This window comes from Kitasatospora sp. NPDC048407 (genome assembly GCF_043200475.1).
Classification (GTDB): domain Bacteria; phylum Actinomycetota; class Actinomycetes; order Streptomycetales; family Streptomycetaceae; genus Kitasatospora.
Genome location: NZ_JBICXW010000022.1, coordinates 79196 through 104516, shown reverse-complemented (window position 1 = coordinate 104516; position 25321 = coordinate 79196). Strand labels below are relative to the sequence as shown.

Genomic DNA, 25321 nt, shown 5'->3' with positions numbered 1-25321 from the left:
TGCTTTCACGAAAGAGCGGCACAGCAACCACCGGAATAGGGCGGTCCTGCGCACTGCGTCCTCGCTAGTGTTACTTCATAAAGGAATCTCCAACCAACCGATACCGGCTGGCCGGGGATGTCAACATATCTGGCGTTGACTTTTGGCACGCTGTTGAGTTCTCAAGGAACGGACACTTCCTTCGGTCTGCCTTCCAGCAGGCCCTCCGGGCGCTTCGTTCTTTCGTGTTCTCAGCTTATCAGATGTTTTCCGCTCCGTTTTCCGGAGTTTCGATCCGACTTGCTGTTTGCCTTCCCTGCCTCGCGGCCGTTCCGACGTTTCAAACTCTAGCCGATCACCGCTCCGAAAAGCGAATCCGCCGCAATCTCCGAAATCGCGCACAGCAAATACGAACGGAGACGCGAAAAGGACGCGACCCGTCACGGATCAACTGGGTGGTTCTCAGGGATTGGCCGCCCCGGGACCGTCCACGCAGACGCGTGCTCGGTGCTCCCTGTCAGGCAACTCGGAGAACTCTACACACCTTCGGACCCGGCATCAAGTGGTGCCGGGAAGTGCCACCTGGAAGACCAGGACGGCGACGTCGTCGTCGTGTTCCGCCGAGACACCGAGGGCGCGCAGGAGGCGGGAGCAGACGATGTCGGGGGTGGCGACGGAACCGGTGAGGGTGTGGGCGAGGTGGTCGATGCCCTGGTCGATGTCCTGGTCGCGGCGTTCGACCAGGCCGTCGGTGTAGAGGACGCCGGTGGTGCCGGGGAGCAGGCGGAGGGTGTGGGAGAGGTGGCCGGCGCCGCCGGTGCCGAGGGGTGGGCCGTTCTGTTCCTCGCCGCGCAGGACTGTGCCGTCGGGGGCGCGGAGGAGGAGGGGGAGGTGGCCGGCGGAGGCGTAGACGAGTGTGGTGGTGGCTGGATCCCAGACGGCGTAGGTGCAGGTGGCGATCTGGTTGGCGTCGATCTCCATGGCGAGGCCGTCGAGCAGGGTCATTACTTCGTGCGGCGGGAGGTCGAGGCGGGCGTAGGCGCGGACGGCGGTACGGAGCTGGCCCATGACGGCGGCGGCGCGCAGACCGCGGCCCATGACGTCGCCGATGACGAGGGCGGTGCGTCCGCCGCCGAGGCCGATGACGTCGTACCAGTCGCCGCCGACGGCTGCTTCGGCTCCGCCAGGTTGGTAAGTGGCAGCAACGTGGAGGTCGGCGGGCTGTTCGAGTTTCTGCGGGAGCAGGCTGTGCTGGAGGGTGACGGCGGCTTCGCGTTGGCGGCGTTCGGCGTCGCGGAGGCGGCCGGCGGCCTGAACCTGGTCGGTGACTTCGGTGGCGAAGATCAGGACGCCGGCGGGCGTGCTGTGTTCGTCGGGGCCGAGCGGGACGCAGGCGATGTTGTAGTAGCGGTTGCCGCCGAGGCCGAGGATGCACCGTGCCTTGACGCTGCGGGGGCGGCCGCTGCGCAGGACCTGGTCGAGCAGGGGGAGCACGCCGAGCGCGGTGAGTTCGGGGAGGGCTTCGGCGGCGGGGCGGCCGGGGGTGCGGGGGCCGAACAGGTCGCGGTAGGCGCGGTTGGCGTAGCCGAGCGAGTGCTGCGGGCCGTGGGTGAGGGCGACGGGGGCGGGCAGGCGATGCAGGACGTCGCGGAGGTCGTAGAGCTGTTCGGGGTCGCGGAGGTCGGGGCCGGAGGCGGCGCGGTCGCGCTGGCCGGGGACGGTGACGGGTTCGTCCGCGGTGGTGGGGGGCGTCCGCCTGGCGGCTCCGGTGAGCCGGGCGCTCCAGCGCATGAGGTTCAACGTCGGCCGCTTCCTCGGGGGAACTGGGGGACTTGGGGGGAACTGATGTGGGGTGTGCCTGCTCTGTGGGTCGATTGCGGTGTGATCATCACCTTGTGTGCGTGCACCAGCACAAGGCGTGATGGGTGGGCGGGGTCGATCCTGTCAGGCTCCGGGGTGATTCCGGAAGTCGAGCCCCCGATGCGGCGCGTTCCGGCGGGCGTGCGCCGGGGTGTGCCTCCGTGCGGGCCGTAGCGCGGGTGAAGGGATCTGTCAGCTGCCGGGGCCGGACGTACCGGGGCCGGTGGTGAAACCGGACTCGAACTCGGCACGGGGATGCTCGATGGCGCCGAGCGCGACCACCTCGCGTGGGAACAGGCCGCCGAACAGCCAGTCCATCAGGACCCTGATCCGGCGCTCCCGACTGGGCAGGCGGCGCAGCTGGCGGGCGCGGTGCAGCCACCAGGCGCGGCGGCCGGTGAGGCGGGCACCGCGTCGGGTGTGGGCGACGGCCCGGCGCAGGCCGAGTGAGGTGGAGCAGGCGGGGTCGCCCGGGCGGTAGTCGGTGAGGGGCTGACCGGCGAGCTCGGCGGCGAGGTTCTCGGCGAGGAGTTTGGCCTGGGCGAGGGCGTGCTGGGCGTTGGGGGCGCAGGTCTGGCCGGCCTGGTCGGGGACGGCGGCGCAGTCACCGGCCGCCCAGGCGCCGGTCAGGGCGGTGCCGTCGGGGTTGGCGATCCGGAGGGTGGGCAGGCAGGTGATCCGGCCCGCGTGGTCGAGCGGGAGGTCGGTGAGGGCGAGCACCGGGGCGGGACGAATGCCGGCCGTCCACACCAGGGTGCGGGCGGCGAAGCGCCCGCCGTCGGAGAGCACCATGACCTGATCGACGGCGGATTCCAGGGTGGTGGAGAGCCGGATGTCGATATTGCGTTCGCGGAGTTCGGCGAGGGTGTGGGCGGCGAGTTCCGGGATCTCCTCACTGAGGATGCGGTCCCTGGCCTCGACCAGTACCCAGCGCAGGTCCTCCGGGGTGAGGTTGTGGAAGCCCTTGGTGGCGGTGCGGGCCATGTCCTCCAATTCGGCCAGGGCCCCGACGCCCGCGTAGCCCGCGCCGACAAAGACAAAAGTGAGGGCGGCCTGCCGGAGCGCCGGGTCGCGGGTGGAGGAGGCCAGGTCGAGCTGCTCCAGGACGTGGTTGCGCAGCGCGACCGCCTCGCCGACAGTGGCGAAGCCCATGCCGTGGTCGGCGAGGCCGGGCACGGGGGCGGTGCGGGAGACCGCGCCCGGGGCCATCACCAGGACGTCGTACGGAACTTCCGTGGGCAGCCGGAGCTCGCCGCGCGGCGCCGCATCCACCCAGGCTGTGCGGACGGCGTGGTCGATCCTGGTGACGCGGGCCGTGAGCACCCGGCAGTCGGGCAGCGCGGTGCGCAGCGGGACGACCACGTGGCGGGGGTCGATGGAGCCGGCGGCGACCTCGGCCAGCAGCGGCTGGAAGGTGAGGTACGGCTGCGGTTCGACGATCGTGATGTCGATCCGGCGGTCCCTCAACTGCGGTCGCAGCAACTGCTGGAGGCGCAGCGCGGTGCTCAGTCCGGCGCAGCCGCCGCCGATGATCAGGATCCGAATGGGGCACCTCCGGCCGGCCCTCGGGCTGTGACCCGTTTCACGTTCCCCCTATGACGCACCCACCGGAGGGTTCTTGTCCACACTCCGGGCCGGATCGGCCCGAATCCAGTCCGGAAAGCGGCCCCGAAACGCGCCGTACCGCCCCGACCGAGCAACTGGCGGGGGCGGCACGGGGGTTGGGCGACGGTCAGTGCGACCAGTACGGGTCGTCCTGCCGGCCGGCGGGTGTCGCGGCAGGGGACGGGCGGGAGGTCTCCTCACTCAGGAACGGGTGGCCGCTGCCGGGGTCCTTCACCTTCAGTCGGAATGCACCTTCGCGGTGTAGAAGTCGTCGTCATAGCCCACCGCCGGGGTGATGGCCTTCGTCGCCCCGTCCAACAGGGTGTCGATGGTCGACCGGGCCGCGTCGAGCGCGACCACCGGCTTGTCATCACGGAAGGCCGAACAGCCGGTGACAATTGGTCCGAACAGCAAGGCCGCGACGAGCGCTGTACCCAGGAGTCGCGTCTTCACCGCTGTTCCTGCCAGTCGGAGTGCGAGTCGAAGCTGACCATGGGCCCGTCGGCGACAACGAAACGATTGGCTCCGAATCCCTCGCTCACAGGGTCCTGGCCAAACCACAGGTGGTGTGGATCGACGGTGTGCCCGATTCCCCAGCCCGCGGCCGCTCCAAAGATGAGTGCGCCCGGGCCGGGCCCCGGTGCCGGTGCCTGCGGGCACGGTCGGGACGCCGCGCGGAGGGGGCCTGGGCTTCGACGGCGCCCACGCTCCTGGTGGCGTCCTGTTCGCCCTTGCGGTAGTTGGCGGCGGTGCGGATCAGCTTGTCGCCCTGAAGTCCATCTCCCGGGAGAGGTTGTCGAGCAGCCGCTTCCATTCGTCGGTGCAGGAGTTGAGTTCACTGGCGGTCTGTTGGGCCGTCCGGCCGGACTGTTCCAACTCGTCGGGGGAAACGGTGAATCCGTTTCCCCCGCTTCCCCCGGGTTCTGCTTGCCGCATCATGACCCCCCATGTGGTCGGCAAATTTGTGTGGTTGTTGTGCGAGTGCGTTGAGCACGCTAGCGAGGAACGGTCGTTCGGCGGGCGGGAACGTGTACGTTCGACCGGCTCGGAGCCGGGGCGGGGGCGGTTCGGGGGTTCTGATGCCTCGTCAAGACCTGGCAAAGGAGGGCAAGCCGGGGCAGAGGGGTGTCGCCGACCGGATGTGATGGGCCTCACGTGGGCCGATGGGCGACGCTGGGGGGATTTGTCCGGAGTGGGGGCGAGATCGGGCCGTTCGGGGTGGCGGGTGGTCCACTTCTGCGGCGAACTTCCTTGAACTATGGTCGGATTGTGGTTCGGACCGCCGATGGTGCCGGTCCATGTACCTGCGAGCCCGGTGGCGTCGGTGCGACTGCCCGGGAGCCATCCGGGGAAGGTAGTGCGCGGACGTCGGACCGACCGGTGTCGGCAGCGCACACCAGGGGGCGCAGTGACCGTTCGGGTGCCCGGGACGGGGTGCCTCGGGGGAGGTTGGCATGTCGGAGCAGGAACAGTTGGCCGAGCGGTCGCCAAGTGGCGCGTTCGGGAGGACCGCGGTGGATGTGGTGCCGGAGCAGCGCGGGCCGGGTGCGCGGGAGCAGTACGCGTTCCCGCCGAATGAGCGCCTGGGCGAGCGTCCGGGTGAGCGCCCGGGCGAGCCGCGGGGTGCGGGTTCGCGCTTGCGGGTGGATGCCCGGCGGAACCTGGAGAGTGTGCTGCGGGCTGCCCGTGAGGTGTTCGGCGAGCTCGGGTACGGGGCGCCGATGGAGGAGGTCGCGCGCCGGGCCGGGGTTGGTGTCGGCACGGTGTACCGGCGTTTCCCCAGCAAGGAGGTGCTGGTCCAGCGGATCGCCGCCGAGGAGGTGTCGTGGCTGACGGCGCAGGCCCGGGAGTCGCTGCACGGCGGGTTGAACGGTCCGTGGGATGCGCTGGCCGGGTTCCTGCAGCGGGCTGCGTCCTCGGGTGCGGGCCGGCTGCTGCCGCCGGAGGCGTTCCGCTATGCCGAGGAGATCGGCCGGGTGCCGGAGCAGCGCGGTGCCGAGCTGCGGGCGTTCGGCGGAGTGGCCGAGGGTGAGTCGAGTGCGGATCCGCGGCTGCTGCTGCAGTTGCTGGCGGCGCTGGTGGCCCGGGCGGGTGCGGCGGGCGAGTTGCGGCCGGGGGTGACGGTGTCCGATGTGGTGCTGGTGCTGACGGCGGCGGTGCCGGTGCACGCGTCGGCGGCGTTCGAGGCCGGGGACGGCGGTGAGGGTGGTGCCGGGGGCCGGCTGCTCCAGCTCCTGTTGCAGGGTCTGCGCGCGGCCTGAACCGGCACCGGGGGCCGTGGAATCGGCGGCCGGGCCGGTGACGCATCGTTCGAGTGACGGGGCGCCGCCCGGCGCGGGCGGCGCGCGGAACTGTCGGGGTACGCGCGGTGCTTGCGCCGTCGATCTCCGAACACTTCGGCGAGCGGCGGCACGGAAGAGTGGGTGCGGCACCGGGCGGCTACCGGTGGTCGCTGCACCATGCCATGCTTTGCCCGTGGTTGGAGCCATTGTCCCGTTGCGTACCGTGCCCGCCGTCGAGTTCGAGGGGCGGCCCGGGTCGCGCGCCGTGCGGGCGGGCGGTGCCAGGTGAATCCCGAGGAGCAGGGCGAGGGCGGGGAGTTCGGTTTCGGGCTGGGTGCCGCGCAGGTCCCGGACCAGGCGGGCAGCCCCGCCCGGGAGTCGTTGACCGGCCGGGTGCCGGGCCAGGCCCCCGCCGGGCAGGGCGGCGTCAGCCCGGAGGCGTTCATCACCGAGGAGTTCGCGGTGCGCGCCGCGGTGCCCCCGCCGGCCGATCCGGTGGACGGTGAACGCCCGGCCTCGGACGCCGAGTTGACCGCCCGGGTGCGGGCCGGCGACGACGCCGCGTACGAGGAGATCTACCGCCGGCACGCGGACGCGGTGCGCCGCTACGCCCGGACGTGCTGCCGGGACAGTTTCACCGCCGAGGACCTCGCGGGCGAGGTGTTCGCCCGCACCCTGCAGGCGTTGAAGGCGGGCAAGGGGCCGGAGTTCGCGGTCCGCGCCTACCTGCTGACGGCGGTGCGCAACGTCGCGGCGGCCTGGACGCGTTCGGACCGGCGCGAGCAACTGGTGGACGACTTCTCGACGTTCGCCGAGGCGTCCGCCGCCACCATCGAGTTCGACCTGGCCGACCCGGGCGCGGACGCCTGGGCGCTGGCGCTGGCCGATCAGCGCATGGTGATGCGGGCGTACGCCGAACTCCCGGAGGACGACCGGGTGGTGCTCTGGCACACCGAGGTCGAGCGGGAGTCCCCGAAGACGGTGGCGGTGATGCTCGGCAAGACCGCCAACGCGACGGCCGTGCAGGCCCACCGGGCCCGGGACCGGCTGGCCGCCGCGTTCCTGCAGGCGCACGTGTCGGGCAGTCAGGAGTCGGGCTGCGCCGGGTACGCGAACCGGCTGGGCGCGTACGCCCGCGGCTCGCTGCGCAAGCGGGCGTCGGCGGAGGTCGGCAAGCACGTCCAGGACTGCACCCGCTGCACGGCCGCGTACCTGGAGCTGGCCGACATCAACCACAGTCTGCGGGCGGTGCTGCCCGGGGGCGCGCTGCTCTGGGTCGGCGCCGGCTGGTTCACGGCCGCGGTGGCCGCGGCCGGTGCCGGGGCCGCCGTCACGGGCGCGGTCGCCGGCGGTGCGGCCGCGGCGGGCGGCGGTACGGCGGCGGGCGGGTCGTCCGGTGGTGGCGGGGCGACCGCGGCGGCCGGGCAGGGGCTCGGCACGGCCGCGAAGGCCGGGATCGCCGCGGGCATCGCCATGGTGGCGGTGGCCGTCGCCGCGTACGCGCTCACCGGTTCGCCGGAGCCGACACCGCCGGTGGCCGCGCCGCCGCCGATCAGCGCGGTGCCGGACGCCCCGACGCCGGTGCCGCAGGCGGCCGCGCCGAAGCCGACGCCCGCCGCACCGACGTCGTCGCCGTCATCGCCGTCGTCGTCCCAGTCGCCGTCGCAGACCCCGAGTCCGACGCCGAAGACCGGTTCGACGCCTTCGCAGTCGCCGAGACCGGAGCCGTCCGCCCCGCAGTCCCAGGCGCCGAGCCCGGAGCCGCCGGTCCAGGCGCCGTCGAGCCCGCCCCCGAGCCCCTCGCCGAGTCCGAGCACCAGCGCGGTCAGCCGGTTCTGGCTGGACGAGCTGCCGCTGAACCGCGGGCACCGCACCCCGGGCACCCCGACCATCCGCGGCGCCGGGTCCGCCATGCAGCGGTCCGGGGCGTGGATGCAGGGCGACTTCTACCGGCACGTGCTGGCGGTCCAGGTGCCGTCCCGGGTGACCATCGACCTGAACCGCAGCTGCCGGTCGTTCGACGCCGTCGCCGGGCTGGACGACTTCGGGGTGACCTACGGGCGGGTGATCTTCGCGGTGCAGGGCGACAACGGTGAAGTGCTGTGGAGTTCCGGCGAGTTGTCCGCGAACGACGATCCGGTCGCGGTGCACGCCGAACTGGCCGGCCAGTCCTCGATCCGGCTGGTGGTGACCACGGCCCGCGGTTCCGTCCCGGTGATCGACCTGGCGGACTGGGCGCAGGCCAGTCTCAGCTGCTGACGGCCGGCAGCAGGCCAGCCCCGGCCGGGCCTCAGATCTGGCAGCTGCCGTCCGCGCAGGTCTCCCCGTCCGGGACGATCGGGGTGAGCTGCCGGGAGGTCTCGGCCTCGACCTGGCGCAGCACCTGGAGGAAGGTGTCGGCCTCCTGGCCGCCCTGGACGGCCCACTGGCCCTCGAAGACGAAGGTGGGGACGGCGGTGACGCCGATGGCGCGGGCCTCGGCGAGCTGCGCGAGCGTCTCGGCCTCGCCCTCGTCGCCGGCCAGGTAGGCGGCGGCGCGCTCGCGGTCGATGCCGGTCTCGGCGGCGAGGCCGGCCAGCGCCTCGACATCGCCGACGTTCACGCCCTCGGAGAAGTGCGCCTTCAGCAGGCGCTCCTTGAGGGCGGCCTGCACGGCGGGGCCGTACTCGGTCTCGGCGAGGTGCAGCAGGCGGTGGGCGCGGAGGGTGTTGACCTCGAGCGCGGCGTCGAAGTCGTAGTCGATGCCGAGGGTCTTGCCGACCTCGGTGATCCGGGCGTCCATGGCGAGGGACTGCGGCCCGTAGCGCTCGGCGAGCCATTCGCGGTGCGGGCGGGCCTGCTCGGGGGCGTCGGGGACGAGCTGGTAGGGGCGGTAGACCACCTCGACGCCGTCCTTGCCCTCGAAGCGCTCGAGTGCCTGCTCGAAGCGCCGCTTGCCGACGTAGCACCAGGGGCAGGCGATGTCCGAGTAGATTTCGACCTTCATGGCGGGGCTGGCTCCTGTCGGGGTGGTTCGCGGCGGCCGGGTGACCTCCAACAGGAAGATGAACGCTCAACCACCGGCGGTCATTCCTGGTCAGGCGTCCTCGGCGGGCGCCGGGACCACCAGCACGGGGCAGCCGGCGTGGTGCACGGCGGCGGTGCTGACCGAACCGAGCAGCAGCCGGGAGAAGCCGCCGTTGCCGCGGGTGCCGAGCACCAGGGTGTGCCGCCCGTCCGCGGCCCGGAGCAGTACGTCCACCACGTTGCCGAGCAGCACGTGCAGGGTGAGCGGCCCGGCGTACGGGCGGGGGCGGGCGGCCTGGACGGTGTCGACGGCGCGGCGCAGGCCGTCCGACATGCTCGCGGTGAGGCGCTGGACGCTCTCCTGGACCAGGTCGGCCATGCCCGGCGCCCAGCCGGTGGGCGAGGGGTTGACCACGGCGAGCACGTGCAGCGGCAGGTGGTGTGCCTCGGCCTCGGTCATCGCCCGGTCGAGCGCCCAGAGCGAGGCGTCGGAGCCGTCGCAGGCGGTGAGGATCGCGGCGCCGGGCGGCGGGGCCTCGGTGCTGACGGGGAGGGTCATGGCCCCGAAGCTATCCGGCGGACCGGCCCGGGCCGGGCAGGCACGCTCAGCGCTCCAGGGCGGTGCGGCGCGGGGCGGGCAGGCCGGTCCAGGCGGAGCCGGGGCGGCGGGCGGCGAGGCGGCGCAGCCAGAGTTCGACGGCGATCAGCTCGCCGAGCGCGGCGAGGGTGGCGGGCGGGGCGTCCTGCGCGGGGTCGGTGGCGGTGGCGAGGGTCTTGCGGACGGCGGGGGTGTCGATCAGTCCGGCCTCGCCGAGCAGCGGGCGGTCGAGCAGTTCGGCGAGCGCGGGGGCGGCGGCCCGGATGCCGTTCCGGGCGGCGGTGTGCGGGTCGGGTCCGGTGGTGCGGCCCCAGTCGGCGGGCAGGTCGGTGCGGCCGGCGCCGGCCAGCACGGCGGCCAGCAGGGCGGGCCGGGCGCCGGGTTGCAGCCGGATCTCGTCGGGGAGCAGGCGGGCGGCGCGGACCACCTGGTTGTCGAGGAACGGCGCGTGCAGGCGCTGGCCGTGCTGTTCGGTGGCGTGCACCAGGGTGCGGTAGTGGGCGGCTTGCCGGTGCAGGGCGAGCCGGGCGCGGCGGGCGCCGGGCGGTTCGGTGGGGGCGCCGTCGCGGGCGGCGGTGCGCAGGTGCTGGGCGAGCGCGGCGAGGGGTTCGTCGGCCAGCAGGTGGGCGGCCGGGCCGGTCCGGTGCCAGGTCAGTTCGGCGGCCATCGCGCGGCCCATGGTGCCTGCCTCGCCCGGTTCGTGTCGGAGTCGCAGGCGCAGTGCGAGGTCGTCGAGGGCGTCGGCGTAGCGGGTGCGGGCGAGGCGGCGGGCGGCGCGCAGCACGGTGACGGGGGTGTGCAGGGTGGCGGTGAGGGTGCCGGCGGTGGCGCGGTCGGCGCCGGCCAGGGCGGCGATCGGGGGGAGCAGGTGGAGCGGGCGGCCGGCCCGGATCAGGTCGGCGAGTCGGGCGGGGTGGCCGTCGAGGACCTGCCGGGCTCCGTGGCCGGTGAGGTGGTCGGCGCCGCCGGCCCGGTGCGCGGCGGTGTGCCGGGCGGCGACCAGCAGTGCGGGGCCGGGTTCGTCGGTGAGCGGGCCGCCGGGCCCGTCCAGTCCGGCGTACGGGAGGACGGGCGGGACGACGAGGTGGCGCAGTCGGGGTGCGTGCACGGCGAGCGTGAGGCCGTCGGCGTCGCCGAGGGTGACGGCCGGGAGCGTCTCGGGTTCGGGCCGTTCGCCGGCGCCGCCGCGGGCCCAGGAGCCCCGGACGGCGCCGGTGCGGGCGGCGGGCCGTTCGAGCGCGGCGCCGGGGTGCGGGCAGGTGGTCAGCGGGACGGCGGCGGCGAGCAGCGCGACGGTGGCGGACGCGGTGCCGTAGGACAGGTCGACGCCGAGCCGGGGCCGGTCGCCGGGGGCGGTGGCGCGGACCCGGCAGCGGACGGCTTCCAGCAGGGCGCGGGTGAGTTCGCGGACGGCGGGCGCCTCGGCCCGGGCCTCGGCGGGCTCGTCGGGGTGCGCGGTGTGGTGGGCGCGGCCGCCGCGGATGCCGAGGGCGTGGCCGGGCGGCACCCGGCGGACGCCCCGGAAGGGGGTGCGGTCGCCGAGCGCCTCGGGTGTCTCGGGGGTGGCGAGGCGGGCGGCGAGGTGGCCGGCGTCCAGGGGTGCGCCGACCAGGTCGGCCAGCGGCAGTGCGGCGGTGGCGTAGGCGGTGCCGCCGGCGAACGGGGTGTGGAAGACCGGCTGGACGCCGGCCAGGTCGGTGAGCAGCACGGTGGAGCGGGTGCCGGCCCGCAGCACGACGGTGTAGCTGCCGGGCCAGTGGGTGAGGTGGCGCAGCGCGCCGCCGCGGGCGGCGGCCAGGCCGTCGGCGAGTTCGCGGTCGGTGGCGCCGCAGCGGCCGGCGACGGCGAGGCGCAGGGTGGCGGGGGTGTCCTGGTCGGCGCGGTCGGTGGGGTCGCGCGGGTCGAGTCCGCCGCGGACGGTTGCGGGGGCGCCGGGGCGGAGCACGGCGAGGCGCAGTTCGTCGGGGCGCCAGTCGCCGACGGCCCAGAGCGGGTCGGGGCCGCTCCAGAGCAGGGTGCCGGCGATCGGCCGGACCGCGGCGAGCGCCGGGTCGGCGGTCGGGCCGCTCCAGCCGGTGAGCCACCGCATCGCGCCTCCGTGGTGCCTCGGCGCGCGGCGAACATCCGATGATGTGTGGGGAATTGGCGCACCGTCGGGAGTAATCGTGCCACTGGCGCGACGAAATCGGGCCAGGCTTGCGCGGCGGGGCGCACGGACCGGGCCACCCCCTCCGGGGCCCGGGCCGTGCGGGTCCTCGAACTCCCGCCCGGGGAACGGCCGGTGGCCGGACAGCACGGCGCGAAAGTGGTCCGTGGACGCTGCGAAAGCGGCCGAGTTTGGCCGAAAGGCATCGCACGAGCCGGGAGGGCATCCGCATGCCCTCCCGGACGCGCCGCTGCCCGCGGGGATTGAGGCAGCGTTTCCCCCGGCCCGCCGGGTCCTCGACGGCGGGCCGATCCACAGGCACCAGCGAATCGCCCACCTGCCGATGCGGCCAGGGAGCACGGATGGCGCACACGGGCACGGGACGGGAGCACGGTTGTGCGGCAGGTGCCGGCCCCTCGCTCCGGGGGCGTCAGGTCGGCGAGCGTGGCATCAGCGCGTTCCCGCCAACCGGAATGCGACCTCTTAACCGTGGGAACGCGGGCGACTACGCTAGGTGCAAGCAGTCCGGTGGCGTGCTGCTGCCGTCGCGACTCGCCGCCATCCGCGCACGACGTCGCCAGGGGGTGCCACCGCCACCATGACCGTCAGCTCACGAGGGCCGAACGACCGGCTCGGCGCCCTCCTCGCGCTCGCCCAGATCAGCAACGCCGGGCTCGCCCGCCGGGTCAACGACCTCGGCGCGCAGCGCGGCCTGACCCTGCGCTACGACAAGACCTCGGTGGCCCGCTGGGTGACCAAGGGAATGGTGCCGCAGCGCCCGGTGCCGCACCTGATCGCCACCGCGCTCGGCAACAAGCTCGGCCGCCCGGTGCCGCTGGAGGAGATCGGCCTCGCCGACTCGCACCCCACGCCCGAACTCGGCCTGGAATTCCCGCGCGAAGTCCCCGAGGCGGTCCGCTCCGCCACCGAGCTCTGGCGCGTCGACCTGGACCTGCGGCGCGGCCCCGGCGGCGGCCGGTGGAGCGACAGCCTGGCCGGCACCTTCTCGGTCGCCGCGTACGCCACCCCCGTCTCCCGCTGGCTGATCACGCCCGCCGACGGTTCGGTGGCCCGGGAGTCCGCCCCCGACCTGTCCGGCTACCGGGCCGGGCACGCGGACGCCACCAAACTCCGCGAGGCCGCCCAGGAGGCCCGCCGCTGGGACTCCAAGTACGGCGGCGGCGACTGGCGTTCCTCGATGGTCCCGGAGTGCCTGCGGGTGGAGGCCGCCCCACTGCTGCTCGCCTCGTACAGCGACGCGGTGGGCCGGGCGCTGTTCGGCGCCACCGCCGAACTGACCAGGCTGGCCGGGTGGATGGCCTTCGACACCGGCCAGCACGAGGCCGCCCAGCGCTACTACATCCAGGCGCTGCGCCTGGCCCGGGCCGCCGGCGACGTGCCGCTCGGCGGGTACGTGCTGGCCTCGATGAGCCTGCAGGCGTCCTACCGTTCCTTCCCGGACGAGGCCGTCGACCTCGCCCAGGCCGCCCTGGAACGCAACCGGGGCCTGGCCACGGCGCGCACCATGAGCTTCTTCCACCTGGTCGAGGCCCGCGCCCACGCCAAAGCCGGCAACGCCCCCGCCTGCAGCACCGCGCTGTCCGCCGCCGAAGCCGCCCTGGACCGGGCCCGCCCCGGCGACCACGACCCGACCTGGATCGACTTCTACGCCTACGACCGCCTCGCCGCCGACGCCGCCGAGTGCTTCCGCGACCTCGGAGTGCCGTCCAAGGTCCGGCACTTCACCCGCGAGGCGCTGGCCCGCCCGACCGAGGGCTTCGTCCGCTCGCACGGCCTGCGGCTGATCGTCTCCGCGATGGCCGAGGCCGAGGCCGGCGACCTGGACGCCGCCGTCGCCGCCGGCGAACGCGCCGTCGAGGTCGCCGGGCGGATCTCCTCGCACCGCAGCCGCGAGTACGTCGTCGAGCTGCTGCGGCGCCTGGAGCCCTACCAGAACGAGCAGCGGGTCAAGGAGCTCACCGAACGCGCCCGTCTGGTCCTCACCAGCGGCTGAAGGGCACGGGTTTGAAGCACGACGTCCAGGTCCTGGTGGTCGGCGGCGGCATCGTCGGCCTGTCCACCGCGTACGCGCTCACCCGGGCCGGTACCTCCGCCATGGTGCTGGAGAAGGAGAGCGCCCTCGCCACCCACCAGACCGGACGCAACAGCGGCGTCATCCACAGCGGCGTCTACTACCGGCCCGGCTCGCTGAAGGCCCGCTACGCCACCGAAGGCGCCCGCGAGATGGTCGAGTTCTGCCGCGAGCAGGGCATCGCCCACGAAGTCACCGGCAAACTCGTCGTCGCCACCGACCCGTCCGAACTCCCCCGCCTCGCCGCCCTCGCCGAACGCGGCCGGGCCAACGGCATCCCGCTGCGAGAACTCGACCCGGCCGGCATCCGCGACCACGAACCCGAGGTCACCGGCATCGCCGGTCTGCACCTCGCCACCACCGGCATCTGCGACTTCACCGCCGTGGCCCGCCGGTACGCCGCCCTCGCCGGCGAACGCGGCGCCGAACTGCGGCTCGCCACCCCCGTCCTGGACATCGCCCGGCGCGCCGACGGGGTCACCGTCACCACGCCCACCGGCGAAATCCGCTGCGCGGTGCTGGTCAACTGCGCCGGACTGCACAGCGACCGGATCGCCCGGCTGGCCGGCGACGACCCCGGCCTGCGGATCGTCCCGTTCCGCGGTGAGTACTACGAACTCACGCCCTCCCACCGGTCATTGGTCCGCGGCCTGGTCTACCCCGTCCCCGACCCGGCGTTCCCGTTCCTCGGCGTCCACCTCACCCGTGGCATCCACGGCGACGTCCACGTCGGCCCGAACGCCGTCCCCGCGCTGGCCCGGGAAGGCTACGACTGGCACACCATCAGCCTCCGCGACCTGGCCGGGACGGTCCGCTTCCCCGGCGCCTGGACGATCGCCCGCCGGCACTGGCGCTACGAACTCGGCGAACTCCACCGCTCCCTCTCCAAACGCGCCTTCACCACCGCCGTCCGCCGCCTCCTCCCCACCATCACCGAATCCGACCTCCGCCCCGCCCCCGCCGGCGTCCGCGCCCAGGCCGTCGCCCGCGACGGCACCCTCCTCGACGACTTCGCCTTCGCCGGCACCGGCCGCCTCGTCCACGTCCTCAACGCACCCTCGCCGGCGGCGACGGCGTCACTGGCGATCGGGCGGGAGGTGGCCCGCCGGGCCATGGCCGCACTGGGGTGAGAGAAGCAGGCGGGTGAACGCGAGCTGGCGGGCGCGAAACCAGGGGCGCTGGGAATGCGCGACAAGCGCAAACCCGTCCGTAAGGTCGCGAACACGTGCAAGTGATGGTCCTGCGTCGCGATCTTGAGGTTGGGCGCCTTCCGCTGCGCGCAGTTCCGCCCCCTCGGCTTCGCCTGGGGGTACCCCCAGCGCCCCCGGGTTCGCACCCGCACGTGCCTGATCACCCGATTTTCGAGCTCCCGTAGACTCGTGTGATTGTGACTTCCTCTGCCCCCAGCCCCCAGTTGCCCGCGTCGGCCCGGCTGTCCGCCGCCCCGGCGGCGTACCCCGCGCCGATGTACCCGCACAAGGCCACCGAGGCCCAGCACCGTGAGCAGCGGATCCGCAGTTTCCAGCCGCGTCGTGGTCGGATGACCAAGGCGCAGGCGGGTGCGCTGGACCGCGGCTGGGAGCGTTTCGGCCACGCCATCGACGGCACCCCGATGGACCTGCCGGCGATGTTCGACGGCCGTCCGGTGACGCTGGAGATCGGCTTCGGGATGGGCGACACCACGGCCGCGATGGCGGCGGCCGACCCCACGTCCGGGATCCTCGCGGCGGACGTCCACACCCCGGGCCACGGCAACCTGCTGCAGTTCCTGGAGCGCGACGGTTCGGAGAACGTCCGCCTCGCGGCGGGCGACGCGGTCATCCTGCTGCGCGACATGCTGCCGGACGCGTCGCTGGCGGGCCTGCGGGTGTACTTCCCGGACCCGTGGCCGAAGCCGAAGCACCACAAGCGCCGGCTGATCCAGGAGTCGTTCCTGGAGCTGGTGCTGCCCCGCCTCGCCCCGGGCGCGCTGGTGCACTGCGCGACCGACTGGGAGCCGTACGCCGAGCAGATGCTGGCCGTACTGGAGGCCTCGCCGGAGCTGGAGAACCTGCACCCGGAGGGCGACGGTTCGCCGTGGCTGGAGCCGGACGAGCACCCCGCGGGCAGCGTCCCGGGCTACGCTCCGCGCCCCGACTGGCGTCCGGTGACCAAGTTCGAACGGGCCGGCCTGGCCAAGGGCCACGCGGTGCACGACCTGCTGTTCCGCCGCCGCTAGCCCGCTGCGCGGCCCGCCGGATCGCCCCTGCGGGGGAATGAAGCTTGAGGGCCCTGGGCATCCTGCGTACAATTTTCTGTACGCAGGAGGTGGACCGTGAAGACCATGTCGTACTCGGAGTCCCGCGCCCGGTATGCCGAGGTGCTCAATGCCGTCGTCGACGACCGCGAGGAGATAGTGATCACCCGCGCCGGGCACGAGCCGGTCGTCATCGTTTCGCTCGAGGACTACGAGTCCTTGAAGGAGACGGCCTACCTGCTGCGCAGCCCCGCGAACGCACGGCGCCTGCTGGCCTCCATCGAGGAGCTGGAGAACGGCGGCGGGAGCGTACGGGAGCTGGCGGATCCCGAGTGAAGATCATCTTCGCCTCCCGCGCCTGGGAGGACTACCTGTGGTGGCAGGTCCAGGACCGCAGGATTCTCAAGCGGATCAACGCCCTCATTGCTGATGTCGCCCGCCACGGCAATGAGGGAATCGGCAAGCCGGAGCCCCTGAAGCACGGTTTCCAGGGGTACTGGTCGCGGCGGATCAACGACGAGCACCGCCTGATCTACAAGGCCACCGACGATTCGATTCTGATCGCGCAGTGCCGCTACCACTACGAGAGCTGACGACGGCGGGCGCGTTCTCCCCCGCGACATCACGGGTAGGAACAACACCGAAGCGGCGTCCGCCGCTTCGCCTTGCTGACGGCCTGTCACCCCGGCCGTACGGATTGTGCTCCCCACTCCCGCCGGAGTGGAGGATTCGCCTACGCTTCTGCAGGTGAGCAGTCCGCCCGGCGGCAAGGCCTCCCCCAGCCTGCCTGTAGGGGTCGCCGCCATGGCCGCCGATCTGCCGCCTTCCCGGGACGGCGCTCGGGCGTTCCCGGAGTCGGGGGCGCACCGGGTGCGGGTGTACCTGTCGGCGGTGGGGCGGATCCCGGGGCAGCGTGGTGGCCGGGTGATCCGGGTCGCGCCGTCGGTGGTGCGCCGGTTGTGGCCGATGCGGCGGCCGGCCGCGTCCTCGGCGGTGGCGGCGCTGGCGCTGGCCGGGTCCGGGGTGCTGATCCTGCATCTGGTGCAGCGTCAGACGGGGACGGCCGGGTTGCTGGTGGGTCTCGGACTGGCGCTGCTGCCGTTGCCGTTCGTACTGGGGGCGCTGGCGTGGCTGAACCAGACCGCGCGGGTGCCGATCCGGCACACCCTGTTCTGCCTGGCCTGGGGGGCCTGCGCGGCGACCACGGTGGCGATCATGGCGAACGGCTGGGCGAGCGACTTCCTGATCGCCCACCGGGGCGCGCGCGGGGAGACCTGGGGCGCGGAGTTCGCGACGCCGCTGATCGAAGAGGTGGCGAAGAGCTCGGCGCTGCTGATGCTGCTGCTGCCGTTGCGGCGGCGGCACCACTGCGAACCGGGCCGCCCGTGCGGCCGGCTGCGACGCCTGCTGCGGCACCGGCACGACGACCCCGAGCGGGCGGTGGCACTGTTCCGGCCCGCACCGGCCTGGCGACTGCGGGCCCGCTCGCACCCGCGCACCCTGGCGGCGGGGGCGGTCCTGGGCGGGGTCACGGCGTCCGGCTTCGCGTTCACCGAGAACGCGCTCTACCTGGGGCGGGCGTTCACCGCGGACCGGCAGGCCCGGCTGGACGCGATCGGCCTGGGCCGCCCACCGAGCCTGCGGGACTTCGACGGGACGGTGCACACCTTCGTCCTGCGGGCCCTGCTGTCACCGTTCGCGCATCCGCTGTTCACCGCGCTGGCCGGCATAGGCCTCGCGGTGACGCTGACCACCGGCCGCCGCTGGGCGGCCCGGCTCGGCGCCCCTGCGGGCCTGCTGCTGGCGATGGGCCTGCACGGGGTGTGGAACGCGGCGGCCGGACTGGGCACCGACGGCTTCCTGCTGGTGTACGGCCTGGTGATGGTGCCGTGCTTCGCGGCGCTGGTCTGCTTCGCGGTGTGGGCGCAGACCCGCCGCACCCGCCAGCCGGCCGGTCCCGGCCGACCAGCGCGGTGACCTGCGCGGGTGCCCGCGGAGAACGGATTTCCTTTTCTCGCAGGAGTCACGTAGAGTCGTGTTCACCGACGCGGGGTGGAGCAGCTCGGTAGCTCGCTGGGCTCATAACCCAGAGGTCGCAGGTTCAAATCCTGTCCCCGCTACTCAGTAGCAAACGAAGGCCCGGAGGCATCGCCTCCGGGCCTTCGTCGTGCCCGCCGTGAATTGCCCGGCAAATAAATCCGTTGCCCGCCCCGACAGTGGTGCCTACGCTGGCGGCACACTGAAAGGAGGTGATCCTGAGTTGAGTTCCTTCAGGATGCGTGAGGTGGCTGCTCGCTAGAGCCGCCCCTGCCTGCGCAGCGGTGAGGCCCTACTGGCCTCCGGCTCAGGCTAATTCCCAGCAGTCACCCGGCCCGTGGGCTCACCGGTACATCCCCGGTGCCTCGACCGCCGCCCCCGCCCAGCGGGGCCCGGCCCGAGGAGCAGCCCACGGGCCGTCTGCGTTCTCCGGGCCGGCCGCTGTGGCAACCACGGTGAGTACAAGGCCGACATGGCCCACGGTTCACCGTCCACGGCACAGCCGGTCACCGTGGCGACGACCCGCCTGCGTTCCCCGGCCGTTCAGGTCTCTCATGGGCGCTTCGCCGGGAAGCCGTGGCGGCGGGCCAGGGTGGTGACGGCGAGGACGGGGAGGAGGAGGGCGAGGGCGAACCAGGGGAAGGCGTTGGGGCCGGAGAGGGTGAGGAGGAGGCCGCCGACGGCGCCGCCGAGGCCCATGGCGGTGTTCCAGGTGGCGACCAGGAGGGTCTGGGCGCGGTCGCCGCCCGCGTCGGCGGCGGCGGTCTGGAAGAGCGGGGGGACGGCGCCCCAGCCGAGGCCCCAGAGGGCAGCGGCGAGCAGGACGAGGGGGGCGGCGGGTGTGGGCAGCAGCAGGAGTCCGAGGGCGGCGAGGACGGCGGCGGTGGCGGCGAGGGTGAGGTGGCGCAGCCGGCGGTCGACGAGGGCGCCGGTGATGGCGAGTCCGGCGACCGAGGTGATGCCGAGGACCAGCAGGACCAGGTCGCGGCGGTCGGCCATGCCGTAGTGGTCGAGGAGTGCGGCGATGTAGGTGTAGAGCACGTTGTGGGCGAGGACGAACGCGGCGACCACGAACAGCACGGGCCGGACGCCGGGCAGGCGCAGCGCCGCGAGGAGGGGTTCGGCCCGTCCGGTGCGCCGGCCGGGGGCGTCGGGGACGGCGGCGGCGAGCCAGAGCAGCAGGGCGGCGGCCAGTACGGCGACGAGTCCGAAGGTGGGGCGCCAGCCGATCAGTCGGCCGGACCAGGTGCCGAGCGGGATGCCGAGGGAGAGTGCGAGCGGGACGCCGATGCCGGTGACGGCGATCGCCCGTCCGTGCAGGTGCGGTGGGCTCAGGCGGCGGGCGTAGCCGACGAGTTCGGACCAGATCGCGGCGACGGCGACGCCGGCGGCGATCCGGGCGGCCATGGTGAGGGGGTAGGACGGGGAGAGCGCGGTGACGGCGTTGGCGACCAGCAGGACGGCGACGGCGGCGAGTACCAGGCGTTTGCGGGACCAGCGGGCGGTGGCCCGGGCGAGCGGGATCGCGGAGAGTCCGGTGGCGAGGGCGTAGCCGGTGAGCGACTGGCCCATCGCGGATTCGCCGACCCGCAGGTCGTGGGCCATTTCGGGGAGGACGCCAGCGGGCAGCGCCTCGGTGACGATGCCCAGGAAGGCGGCGGTGGCGAGGGCCAGCAGCGGCGACCAGCGCAGGCCTTGGTGCGGGGTCAAAGGGGCTATGCCGATGGGAAGTTCGGTGTGGGTCGCGGTCATGCCGCTATCCTCGAACCCTCACATCGATGTGAAGGTCAAGTCCTTTCCGGTGGACGGGAGACGCGGATGCGGATCGGCGAACTGGCGGGCCGCGCGGGGGCCTCGCCCCGGCTGCTGCGCTACTACGAGGAGCAGGGCCTGTTGAAGCCGGGGCGTTCGGCGAACGGCTACCGGGAGTACGACGAGGCGCTGGTGGAACGCGTCCGGCAGATCCGTTCGCTGCTGGACTCGGGGCTGTCCACCCGCACCATCCGGGACGTGCTGCCCTGCCTGACCAGCGGCCAGTACCACGTCCGGGGCGCCACCCCGGAGACGCTGGCGGCGCTGGAGCACGAGCACCGGCAGCTCACCGAGCGGGTGGAGTGCCTGTCCCGCAGCCGGGACGCGGTGGGCGCCTACCTGCGGGCGGTGCGCTCGCTGCGGGACGCGCCCGCCCCGGCCGACTCCTGCTGAGGGGCGGTCACCGGGCCGGGGTCAGGGCCAGGATGCGGTGGGGCGGGGTGGTGGTCAGGACGCGGCTGGCGATCCGGTGGTGGCGGAGGGCAGCGCGGAGCTCGGTGAGGTGCGGGCTGAGGCTGCCGGTGTGGTCGTAGAGCGGGAAGATCCGGACTTCGCCGTCGGGGGCGGTGACCCGGGCGAGTTCGCGCAGGGCGCGGAACTGGTCGGCGGGGGTGAACAGCGCCGGGTAGGCGAACAGCAGGTAGGAGCTGAGGGTGAGGGCGAAGCTGCCGTCGGCGAACGGGAGCCGGGGCAGCGCCGCGGCCACGTAGTGCCCGGGGTGGGCGGCGGCGTCGGCGGCGAACAGGCGGCGGGCCCGCTCCCAGCTGCGCAGGTACTTGTCGGGGCGGCGCCGGCCGTGCCGGCCGCGGGGAAGGTGGTGGGCCGGGTCGCGGCGGATGGCGCCGGCCATGGTGTCGTGGCCGACGGCGGCCAGTTCGGCGAGCCGGCGGGGGCCGAGCGCGTAGCCGGGGTCAACGGCGACCACCTCGCAGCCCAGCGTCCGGGCCTCGGCGGCGAACGCGGCGGCGCCGCCTGGGCAGTCCAGCAGCGGGCCGGGCAGGCGGCTCAGGTCGGCGCGGGTGAGGCCGAGGTAGGCGCAGTACTCGTCGAGCGGCCGGGAGGTGATCAGCACGGGCCCGGCGGCCGGCGCCCGGCGGTGCCCGGGGCGGTCTACGGGGCGGTTCACGGAACGGGCGCTGCTGACCGGGCACATCGGCGGTCCTCCGTCCCTCCGGACGTTCGACGGGCCCGGGGTGCGGCCCGGGCCCGCAGTCATCCGACCACGGGCCCGGGGGGTGGTGCATGTTCAGCGGCGCACGGTCAGCGGTCGGCCAGCAGGCCGCGGGCGGCGAGCCGGTTGGCGCCGTTGAGGGCGCGGATCAGCTGCGGGGTGAGCAGGACGAACAGCAGGCCGAGCAGGCTGACGGCGCCGATCTGGTACGGCGAGACGAGCTCGTAGACGTGCTGGGCGCCGTTCGAATCCGTCCAGTTGGCGACCCGGTAGCCGTTCCAGTCGGTGTAGTGGGGCCACACCCACTGGTAGGCGGGGAACAGCAGCAGCGCCCAGCCGACGACGAAGAAGACCAGCGAGACCGTGAAGCTGAAGACCACCCAGGGGAACATGACGAACTGGTACAGCGCGCCCCGCCAGCCCGCCCCGTCGCCGAGCCGGGCGGTAATCAGGCCCCAGATGCCCTCCCGCTGGACCTTCACCGGGGCCGGGGCGGGCAGGTCGAGGCCGAGCAGAGTGCGTATCCGGTGGCGTTCGAGGGCGCCGAAGCCGCGGCCGGTGATGGTCACCAGGGCGAGCACGGGCAGGCCGAGCGCGGTGACGGCGAGCCCGATACCGGAGCTGAACAGCGCGATGACGAGGGAGAAGCCGAGCACGGCGATCGGGAGGCCGCTGAGCGCGAAGCCGAGCTCCCGGAAGGCGGCCCGGGAGAACGGGGCGCGCCAGAACCCGGGCCGGGTGGAGTGGTCGCCGGTGGAGGCACGGTACGCAGCGGTGGACATCCGCGGTCCTTCGGGTGGTCGGGGCGGTGCCGCCGGTCGGCGGCGTCGGGCACTACTCCAAGGTGCCGTACCGGGCCGGGGTTCCGGAATGAGGTCTGCTTCCCGATCGATGGTGGGGTTAACCCCCGGGTCGCAGGGCGGGGGCGGCGAGTTGGACGGCCCGCCACTCGGGGGCGAGCAGCGAGTACTGGAGTGCGTCGTGCCAGCTGCCGTCCCAGTGCGACTCGGCGCGGATCCGGCCCTCGTACCGGAAGCCGGCCCTGGTCAGCACCCGGGCGGCGGCCGGGTTGTCGGGGTCGGTGCGGGCGAACAGCCGGTGCAGGCCGAGGGTGTCGAAGCCGAGCGCGCACAGCAGCGCGGTGACCTCCCCCGCGTAGCCGCGGCCCCAGGTGTCGTGCCGCAGTACGCAGCCGAGCTGGGCGGCGTGTTCGCCGTCGCGGGTGAGGGCGCCCTGGCCGATCGGTTCGCCCGCCGGGTCGTCGACGGCCAGCCGGTAGTGCTGCCGCGGCTCGGCCTCGGCCTCGTCGAGGTAGAGCTCGATCTGGTCGGCGCATTCCTCGAAGTCGGCCGCGTCGAACGGGAGATGCCGGATCACCCGGGGGTCGCCGTGGAGGGCGTGCAGCGCGGCGACTTCCTCCGGGGTGTGGTGGTACTCCCGCAGCGTGAGCCGGGGGCCGGTCAACCGGACGGTCTGCATGGGACTCGACCCTACCGGTCGGCCCCGCGCGGACCGGTTAACGTACCGGGGTGGACGACGAAGACCTGCACCTGCTCCCCCGTACCCGTGCCGCCGACCTGCTGGACTGGGCGGCCGAGGAGGGTTTGGAGGCGGTACCCGAACCGGCGGTGCGGACCGTACTGACCCTGCTGGAGCTGGGCGGCGCCCGGCTGCACGACGGTTTCCCGGAGCTGTCCTCGCCGGTGCTGGAGCACCTGCTGTACGAGCAGCTGCACCTGTACGTCCAGCCGGACGGCGACGCCTGGGCGTACCCGGCGGCGGTGCGGCTGCTGATCGAACGTCAGCGGGCGGCGCGGCGGCTGAACGCCAAGCGGCTGGAGAAGCTGCGCGAGGAGGCCGACTGGCAGGGCCAGGTGCTGGTGGACTCGCTGCTGCGCCGGTCCGACCTGCTGACCTGGCCGCGCCTGTACACGCTGCTGCTGCGCGCGGACGGCGTGCCGGTGGACGACCTCGACCAGGTGCGGGGATGGCTGGAGGACTTCCGGGCGCTGGACGTCGAGGAGCGCTTCGCCGCGTACGAGCGGGTGCCGGGGGTGGATCCGGACGGTGGCTGGGGCCCGGAGCGGGCGCTGCTGGTCGGGGTGTCCACGGACGGGGCGCGACGGCTGCTGGAGCACGGCCTGATGCGGCGCAGCTACCGCAACCTGGCCGAGCTGAACGCCCGGGGCCTGCCGATGCCGGACGAGCTCTCCGGGGAGTTCGAGGACTTCGAGGAGGCGGTGGCGCAGGCCGCGATCGACCTGTGCGGCGAGTGGACGGTGCCCGGGCTGGCCCGGCTGCTGCTGGAGGAGTACCCGGAGCTGGCCCCCGAGGTGTACTGAGGGTTTCGGCCCGCCGGGTCCGCCGATCGGAGGACCCCGGAATCGTCCTGATGATCCATCGGTCCTGGCCGTCCGGACGATCCGCGGGGCGGGGCCGCCGGGCCAGGGTGGAGCCATGGACATCGTGACTCCGGCCGGCGCCACCTCCGTCGGCCTGCGCCCGCCGTTCCGTCGGATCGCCGCGCAGGCCGCCGCGCTCTGGTCGGCCGTCTTCGCCCTGGTGCACCTGTACTGGCTGCTGGGCGGCCGGGCCGGTCTGCCGGGCGGGCTGTCGGTGCTGGACAACACGCCGCTGCTGGTGATCGACATCATCGCGATACCGCTGTGCGCGGTGGCCGCGGCGCTGGCCCTGGCGCTGATACGGCCGTGGGGCGAGCGGCTGCCGGCCCGCGGGCTGCTGTGGGCGGCCCGGGGCACGGCGGTGCTGCTGATCGTGCACGCCGCGCCCTCCGTGCCGGACTGGCTGGCGCTGGCGGCGGGTCACCGCTCGGTGGCGGAGCTGGACGCGATGGCCCGCTTCGCGACCGTGCTGTACGAGCCGTTCTTCCTGGCCGGCGGGCTGCTGTTCGGCTGCGCGGTGTTCGGCCGGCGGCTCCTGCCCGAGCGCGGCGGCCGTCGATGAGCGGAAGAACTACGGCTGCAGGCCGCGCTGCTGGAGCCAGGGCAGCGGGTCGATCGGGGCGCCGCCGCCGGGGCGGACCTCCAGGTGCAGGTGCGGGCCGGTGACGTTGCCGGTGGCGCCGACCGCGCCGAGCACGGTGCCGGGGGCGACCTGGCCGGAGGCGGTGGCGATCCGGGAGAGGTGGCAGTACCAGAGTTCGGTGCCGTCGGGCAGGGTCTGGATGACCCGGTAGCCGTAGGGGCCGGACCAGCCCGCCGAGGTGACGGTGCCTCCGGCGACGGCGGCGACGGGGGTGCCGGTGCGGGCGGCGAAGTCCAGGCCGGTGTGCAGGTGCGCCCAGTGCGCGCCGGACTGGGCGAAGTGCGCGGTCAGCTGGTAGCCGGCCACCGGCAGGGTGTGCGCGGCCTGCTCGGCCTCGGCCTGCTGGGCGGCCCGCTTGGCCTCGGCCTCCTGCGCGGCGGCCAGCCGGGCGGATTCGTCGGCGGCGGTGCGCTGGCCGTCGGCCTGCTGCTGGATGCGGGCGGCGAGGGCGAGCCCGGGGTCGCCGGCGAGGAGGCCGTCGGAGGCTTCGTCCGCGGCGGTGACGGGCACCGGGGCGGCGGCCTGCGCGGGGGCGGCGCCGAGTGCGGTGGCGCCGAGCGCGGCGGTCATCGCGGTGACGCCCAGCAGGGGCGCGCCGGCGCGGGACTGACGGGGCAGCCGGTGCCGGGCGGCTTCCGGCTCGACCGGGTGGTCGAGCAACTGGGTGCCGGTGCTCTCGGTGTAGGTCGACGCCACGGGGGCGTGCTCCTTCCTTCCCTGCCGCCGACCGGGTTAGCTGACGGGTTCGGAGGTGGAAGGTCTCCTACGGTCGAGCCCAGGGCCGTCCCGATTCACCCCGGTGGAAACGTGGTTCCCCGGCTCCTGGGACGCCCCGAAGGGTGTGCCCAAGTGGATTAGGCGTGGCGCACGGTGCCGCATGGTTACGGCGTTGCCGACCGCGCTGCGTTATCAAACGTTAATCCTATGGACCCCATGATTCCAAGCCGCTACCACGAGACAGCGAAGATTTCCTGACGCCCTATGGGTGATTTGTGACGGTTCACCAGGGCCAACCTGACGGATTGTGACCGAGTGGTTGAGTATCCGTACTCACGCCACGCCTCCGGGCCGGCGCGACCCTGATGCCATGACCGCAACCGTGCCGCACCGGACCACCGCCGCCTACTTCGCCCAGGCCGCCGTCTCCTTCGGACTGGCCACCGCCGCGCTCTCGCTCGGGATCGCCTACCTGCCGGTGAGCGCCTGGATGCGCGCCTTCCTCGCCGTCGGGCTGCTGTACGAGATCACTTCCGCGTTCACGCTGGCCAAGGTGATCCGGGACCGCCAGGACGAGGGCGCGATCACCAGCCGGGTGGACCAGGCCCGGCTGGACAAGCTGCTCGCCGAGCACGACCCGTTCAAGGTGGAGGGGATCTGACCGATCCGGCCGGCCTCCACGGCTTGACGGCTAAGGCTATTAGCCTTAGCTTTATGGCTATCGGCAGTCGGCCG

22 protein-coding genes, 1 tRNA gene, 1 pseudogene and 1 riboswitch are annotated in these 25321 nt (G+C 73.7%); of the genes and pseudogenes, 13 read left to right on the top strand and 11 right to left on the bottom strand.

Annotated elements, in window-relative coordinates; genetic code table 11:
- Window positions 1-561: 561 nt before the first annotated feature.
- From ACGFWJ_RS30450 to ACGFWJ_RS30440, 3 genes and pseudogenes are all read right to left on the bottom strand, one after another.
- Window positions 562-1779 (bottom strand): annotated as a pseudogene (locus tag ACGFWJ_RS30450) (PP2C family protein-serine/threonine phosphatase); the annotation flags it as partial.
- Between the two features lie 252 nt (window positions 1780-2031).
- Complete coding sequence (locus ACGFWJ_RS30445; RefSeq protein ID WP_392955259.1) at window positions 2032-3321, bottom strand: NAD(P)/FAD-dependent oxidoreductase; 1290 nt, start codon at window positions 3319-3321, stop codon at window positions 2032-2034.
- Window positions 3322-3681: 360 nt separating this feature from the next.
- Window positions 3682-3897 carry a hypothetical protein gene (locus ACGFWJ_RS30440; RefSeq protein WP_392955257.1) on the bottom strand — a complete coding sequence of 72 codons (216 nt, stop codon included), beginning with the start codon at window positions 3895-3897 and terminating at the stop codon, window positions 3682-3684.
- A 1001-nt stretch (window positions 3898-4898) separates the two neighbouring features.
- On the opposite strand from ACGFWJ_RS30440, the gene ACGFWJ_RS30435 reads away from it, so the two are divergent.
- Together ACGFWJ_RS30435 and ACGFWJ_RS30430 are read left to right on the top strand one after the other, a co-directional pair.
- The gene (locus ACGFWJ_RS30435) at window positions 4899-5705 is read left to right on the top strand and encodes a TetR/AcrR family transcriptional regulator (protein WP_392955255.1); all 807 of its coding nucleotides are present in this window, start codon (window positions 4899-4901) and stop codon (window positions 5703-5705) included.
- A gap of 306 nt (window positions 5706-6011) precedes the next feature.
- Window positions 6012-7985: a sigma-70 family RNA polymerase sigma factor gene (locus tag ACGFWJ_RS30430; RefSeq protein ID WP_392955253.1), complete on the top strand. Its 1974-nt coding sequence runs from the start codon at window positions 6012-6014 to the stop codon at window positions 7983-7985.
- A gap of 31 nt (window positions 7986-8016) precedes the next feature.
- Here the strand turns inward: ACGFWJ_RS30430 and ACGFWJ_RS30425 are convergent, their stop codons facing one another.
- From ACGFWJ_RS30425 to ACGFWJ_RS30415, 3 genes are all read right to left on the bottom strand, one after another.
- Window positions 8017-8712 (bottom strand): DsbA family oxidoreductase, encoded by a 696-nt coding sequence (locus ACGFWJ_RS30425; protein ID WP_387640664.1) that lies wholly within the window; start codon window positions 8710-8712, stop codon window positions 8017-8019.
- 90 nt (window positions 8713-8802) lie between these two features.
- The gene (locus ACGFWJ_RS30420) at window positions 8803-9291 is read right to left on the bottom strand and encodes a universal stress protein (protein ID WP_387640661.1); all 489 of its coding nucleotides are present in this window, start codon (window positions 9289-9291) and stop codon (window positions 8803-8805) included.
- Between the two features lie 46 nt (window positions 9292-9337).
- A complete protein-coding gene (locus tag ACGFWJ_RS30415; RefSeq protein ID WP_392955250.1) occupies window positions 9338-11419 on the bottom strand; it encodes an asparagine synthase-related protein in 2082 nt (693 codons plus the stop codon).
- 655 nt (window positions 11420-12074) lie between these two features.
- Here ACGFWJ_RS30415 and ACGFWJ_RS30410 point away from each other — a divergent pair.
- The 7 genes from ACGFWJ_RS30410 (at window position 12075) to ACGFWJ_RS30380 (ending at window position 17924) form a co-directional block, all read left to right on the top strand.
- Complete coding sequence (locus ACGFWJ_RS30410; RefSeq protein WP_387640655.1) at window positions 12075-13490, top strand: MFS transporter; 1416 nt, start codon at window positions 12075-12077, stop codon at window positions 13488-13490.
- Between the two features lie 11 nt (window positions 13491-13501).
- Entirely contained in the window at window positions 13502-14698 is a 1197-nt protein-coding gene (gene lhgO / locus ACGFWJ_RS30405) for an L-2-hydroxyglutarate oxidase (protein ID WP_392955248.1), read from the top strand.
- 257 nt (window positions 14699-14955) lie between these two features.
- Window positions 14956-15786: a tRNA (guanosine(46)-N7)-methyltransferase TrmB gene (gene trmB, locus ACGFWJ_RS30400; protein ID WP_387640650.1), complete on the top strand. Its 831-nt coding sequence runs from the start codon at window positions 14956-14958 to the stop codon at window positions 15784-15786.
- A 96-nt stretch (window positions 15787-15882) separates the two neighbouring features.
- Window positions 15883-16140, top strand: a complete 258-nt coding sequence (locus ACGFWJ_RS30395; RefSeq protein WP_387640647.1) for a type II toxin-antitoxin system Phd/YefM family antitoxin — start codon at window positions 15883-15885, stop codon at window positions 16138-16140.
- A complete protein-coding gene (locus ACGFWJ_RS30390) occupies window positions 16137-16397 on the top strand; it encodes a Txe/YoeB family addiction module toxin (protein ID WP_387640645.1) in 261 nt (86 codons plus the stop codon). The genes ACGFWJ_RS30395 and ACGFWJ_RS30390 overlap by 4 nt, the downstream gene beginning before the upstream one ends.
- A gap of 154 nt (window positions 16398-16551) precedes the next feature.
- Window positions 16552-17781 (top strand): PrsW family intramembrane metalloprotease, encoded by a 1230-nt coding sequence (locus ACGFWJ_RS30385; RefSeq protein ID WP_392955244.1) that lies wholly within the window; start codon window positions 16552-16554, stop codon window positions 17779-17781.
- A 69-nt stretch (window positions 17782-17850) separates the two neighbouring features.
- Window positions 17851-17924: transfer RNA gene (locus ACGFWJ_RS30380), tRNA-Met, on the top strand.
- Window positions 17925-18393: 469 nt separating this feature from the next.
- Here the strand turns inward: ACGFWJ_RS30380 and ACGFWJ_RS30375 are convergent.
- Window positions 18394-19593: an MFS transporter gene (locus ACGFWJ_RS30375; protein WP_392955242.1), complete on the bottom strand. Its 1200-nt coding sequence runs from the start codon at window positions 19591-19593 to the stop codon at window positions 18394-18396.
- Between the two features lie 66 nt (window positions 19594-19659).
- Here ACGFWJ_RS30375 and ACGFWJ_RS30370 point away from each other — a divergent pair, with 66 nt between their 5' ends.
- Entirely contained in the window at window positions 19660-20046 is a 387-nt protein-coding gene (locus tag ACGFWJ_RS30370; RefSeq protein WP_392955240.1) for a MerR family transcriptional regulator, read from the top strand.
- Window positions 20047-20053: 7 nt separating this feature from the next.
- Here the strand turns inward: ACGFWJ_RS30370 and ACGFWJ_RS30365 are convergent, their stop codons facing one another.
- From ACGFWJ_RS30365 to ACGFWJ_RS30355, 3 genes are all read right to left on the bottom strand, one after another.
- A complete protein-coding gene (locus tag ACGFWJ_RS30365) occupies window positions 20054-20779 on the bottom strand; it encodes a class I SAM-dependent methyltransferase (protein WP_392955238.1) in 726 nt (241 codons plus the stop codon).
- 134 nt (window positions 20780-20913) lie between these two features.
- Entirely contained in the window at window positions 20914-21606 is a 693-nt protein-coding gene (locus ACGFWJ_RS30360; protein WP_392955236.1) for a sensor domain-containing protein, read from the bottom strand.
- Between the two features lie 118 nt (window positions 21607-21724).
- Window positions 21725-22303: a GNAT family N-acetyltransferase gene (locus tag ACGFWJ_RS30355; protein ID WP_387866899.1), complete on the bottom strand. Its 579-nt coding sequence runs from the start codon at window positions 22301-22303 to the stop codon at window positions 21725-21727.
- A 50-nt stretch (window positions 22304-22353) separates the two neighbouring features.
- Here ACGFWJ_RS30355 and ACGFWJ_RS30350 point away from each other — a divergent pair, with 50 nt between their 5' ends.
- Both ACGFWJ_RS30350 and ACGFWJ_RS30345 read left to right on the top strand, forming a co-directional pair.
- The gene (locus ACGFWJ_RS30350) at window positions 22354-23166 is read left to right on the top strand and encodes a hypothetical protein (protein ID WP_387640626.1); all 813 of its coding nucleotides are present in this window, start codon (window positions 22354-22356) and stop codon (window positions 23164-23166) included.
- Between the two features lie 115 nt (window positions 23167-23281).
- Window positions 23282-23788, top strand: coding sequence for a DUF3995 domain-containing protein (locus ACGFWJ_RS30345; RefSeq protein WP_392955234.1), 507 nt, complete (start codon window positions 23282-23284; stop codon window positions 23786-23788).
- A 9-nt stretch (window positions 23789-23797) separates the two neighbouring features.
- Here ACGFWJ_RS30345 and ACGFWJ_RS30340 read toward each other — a convergent pair whose 3' ends face one another.
- Complete coding sequence (locus tag ACGFWJ_RS30340) at window positions 23798-24565, bottom strand: M23 family metallopeptidase (protein WP_387640620.1); 768 nt, start codon at window positions 24563-24565, stop codon at window positions 23798-23800.
- A gap of 10 nt (window positions 24566-24575) precedes the next feature.
- A riboswitch (cyclic di-AMP (ydaO/yuaA leader) is annotated at window positions 24576-24740 on the bottom strand.
- A gap of 216 nt (window positions 24741-24956) precedes the next feature.
- Between ACGFWJ_RS30340 and ACGFWJ_RS30335 the strand changes: the two genes are divergently transcribed.
- The gene (locus ACGFWJ_RS30335) at window positions 24957-25247 is read left to right on the top strand and encodes a YiaA/YiaB family inner membrane protein (RefSeq protein ID WP_387640617.1); all 291 of its coding nucleotides are present in this window, start codon (window positions 24957-24959) and stop codon (window positions 25245-25247) included.
- The last annotated feature ends 74 nt before the right edge of the window (window positions 25248-25321 follow it).

Excerpts from the sequence above, each read along its gene's own strand:
- ACGFWJ_RS30435 (WP_392955255.1), top strand. The coding sequence starts at position 4,899 with ATGTCGGAGCAGGAACAGTTGGCCGAGCGGTCGCCAAGTGGCGCGTTC.
- ACGFWJ_RS30335 (WP_387640617.1), top strand. The coding sequence starts at position 24,957 with ATGACCGCAACCGTGCCGCACCGGACCACCGCCGCCTACTTCGCCCAG.
- ACGFWJ_RS30355 (WP_387866899.1), bottom strand. The coding sequence starts at position 22,303 with ATGCAGACCGTCCGGTTGACCGGCCCCCGGCTCACGCTGCGGGAGTAC.
- ACGFWJ_RS30425 (WP_387640664.1), bottom strand. The coding sequence starts at position 8,712 with ATGAAGGTCGAAATCTACTCGGACATCGCCTGCCCCTGGTGCTACGTC.
- ACGFWJ_RS30375 (WP_392955242.1), bottom strand. The coding sequence starts at position 19,593 with ATGACCGCGACCCACACCGAACTTCCCATCGGCATAGCCCCTTTGACC.
- ACGFWJ_RS30360 (WP_392955236.1), bottom strand. The coding sequence starts at position 21,606 with ATGTCCACCGCTGCGTACCGTGCCTCCACCGGCGACCACTCCACCCGG.
- ACGFWJ_RS30420 (WP_387640661.1), bottom strand. The coding sequence starts at position 9,291 with ATGACCCTCCCCGTCAGCACCGAGGCCCCGCCGCCCGGCGCCGCGATC.
- ACGFWJ_RS30415 (WP_392955250.1), bottom strand. The coding sequence starts at position 11,419 with ATGCGGTGGCTCACCGGCTGGAGCGGCCCGACCGCCGACCCGGCGCTC.
- ACGFWJ_RS30410 (WP_387640655.1), top strand. The coding sequence starts at position 12,075 with ATGACCGTCAGCTCACGAGGGCCGAACGACCGGCTCGGCGCCCTCCTC.
- ACGFWJ_RS30370 (WP_392955240.1), top strand. The coding sequence starts at position 19,660 with ATGCGGATCGGCGAACTGGCGGGCCGCGCGGGGGCCTCGCCCCGGCTG.
- ACGFWJ_RS30345 (WP_392955234.1), top strand. The coding sequence starts at position 23,282 with ATGGACATCGTGACTCCGGCCGGCGCCACCTCCGTCGGCCTGCGCCCG.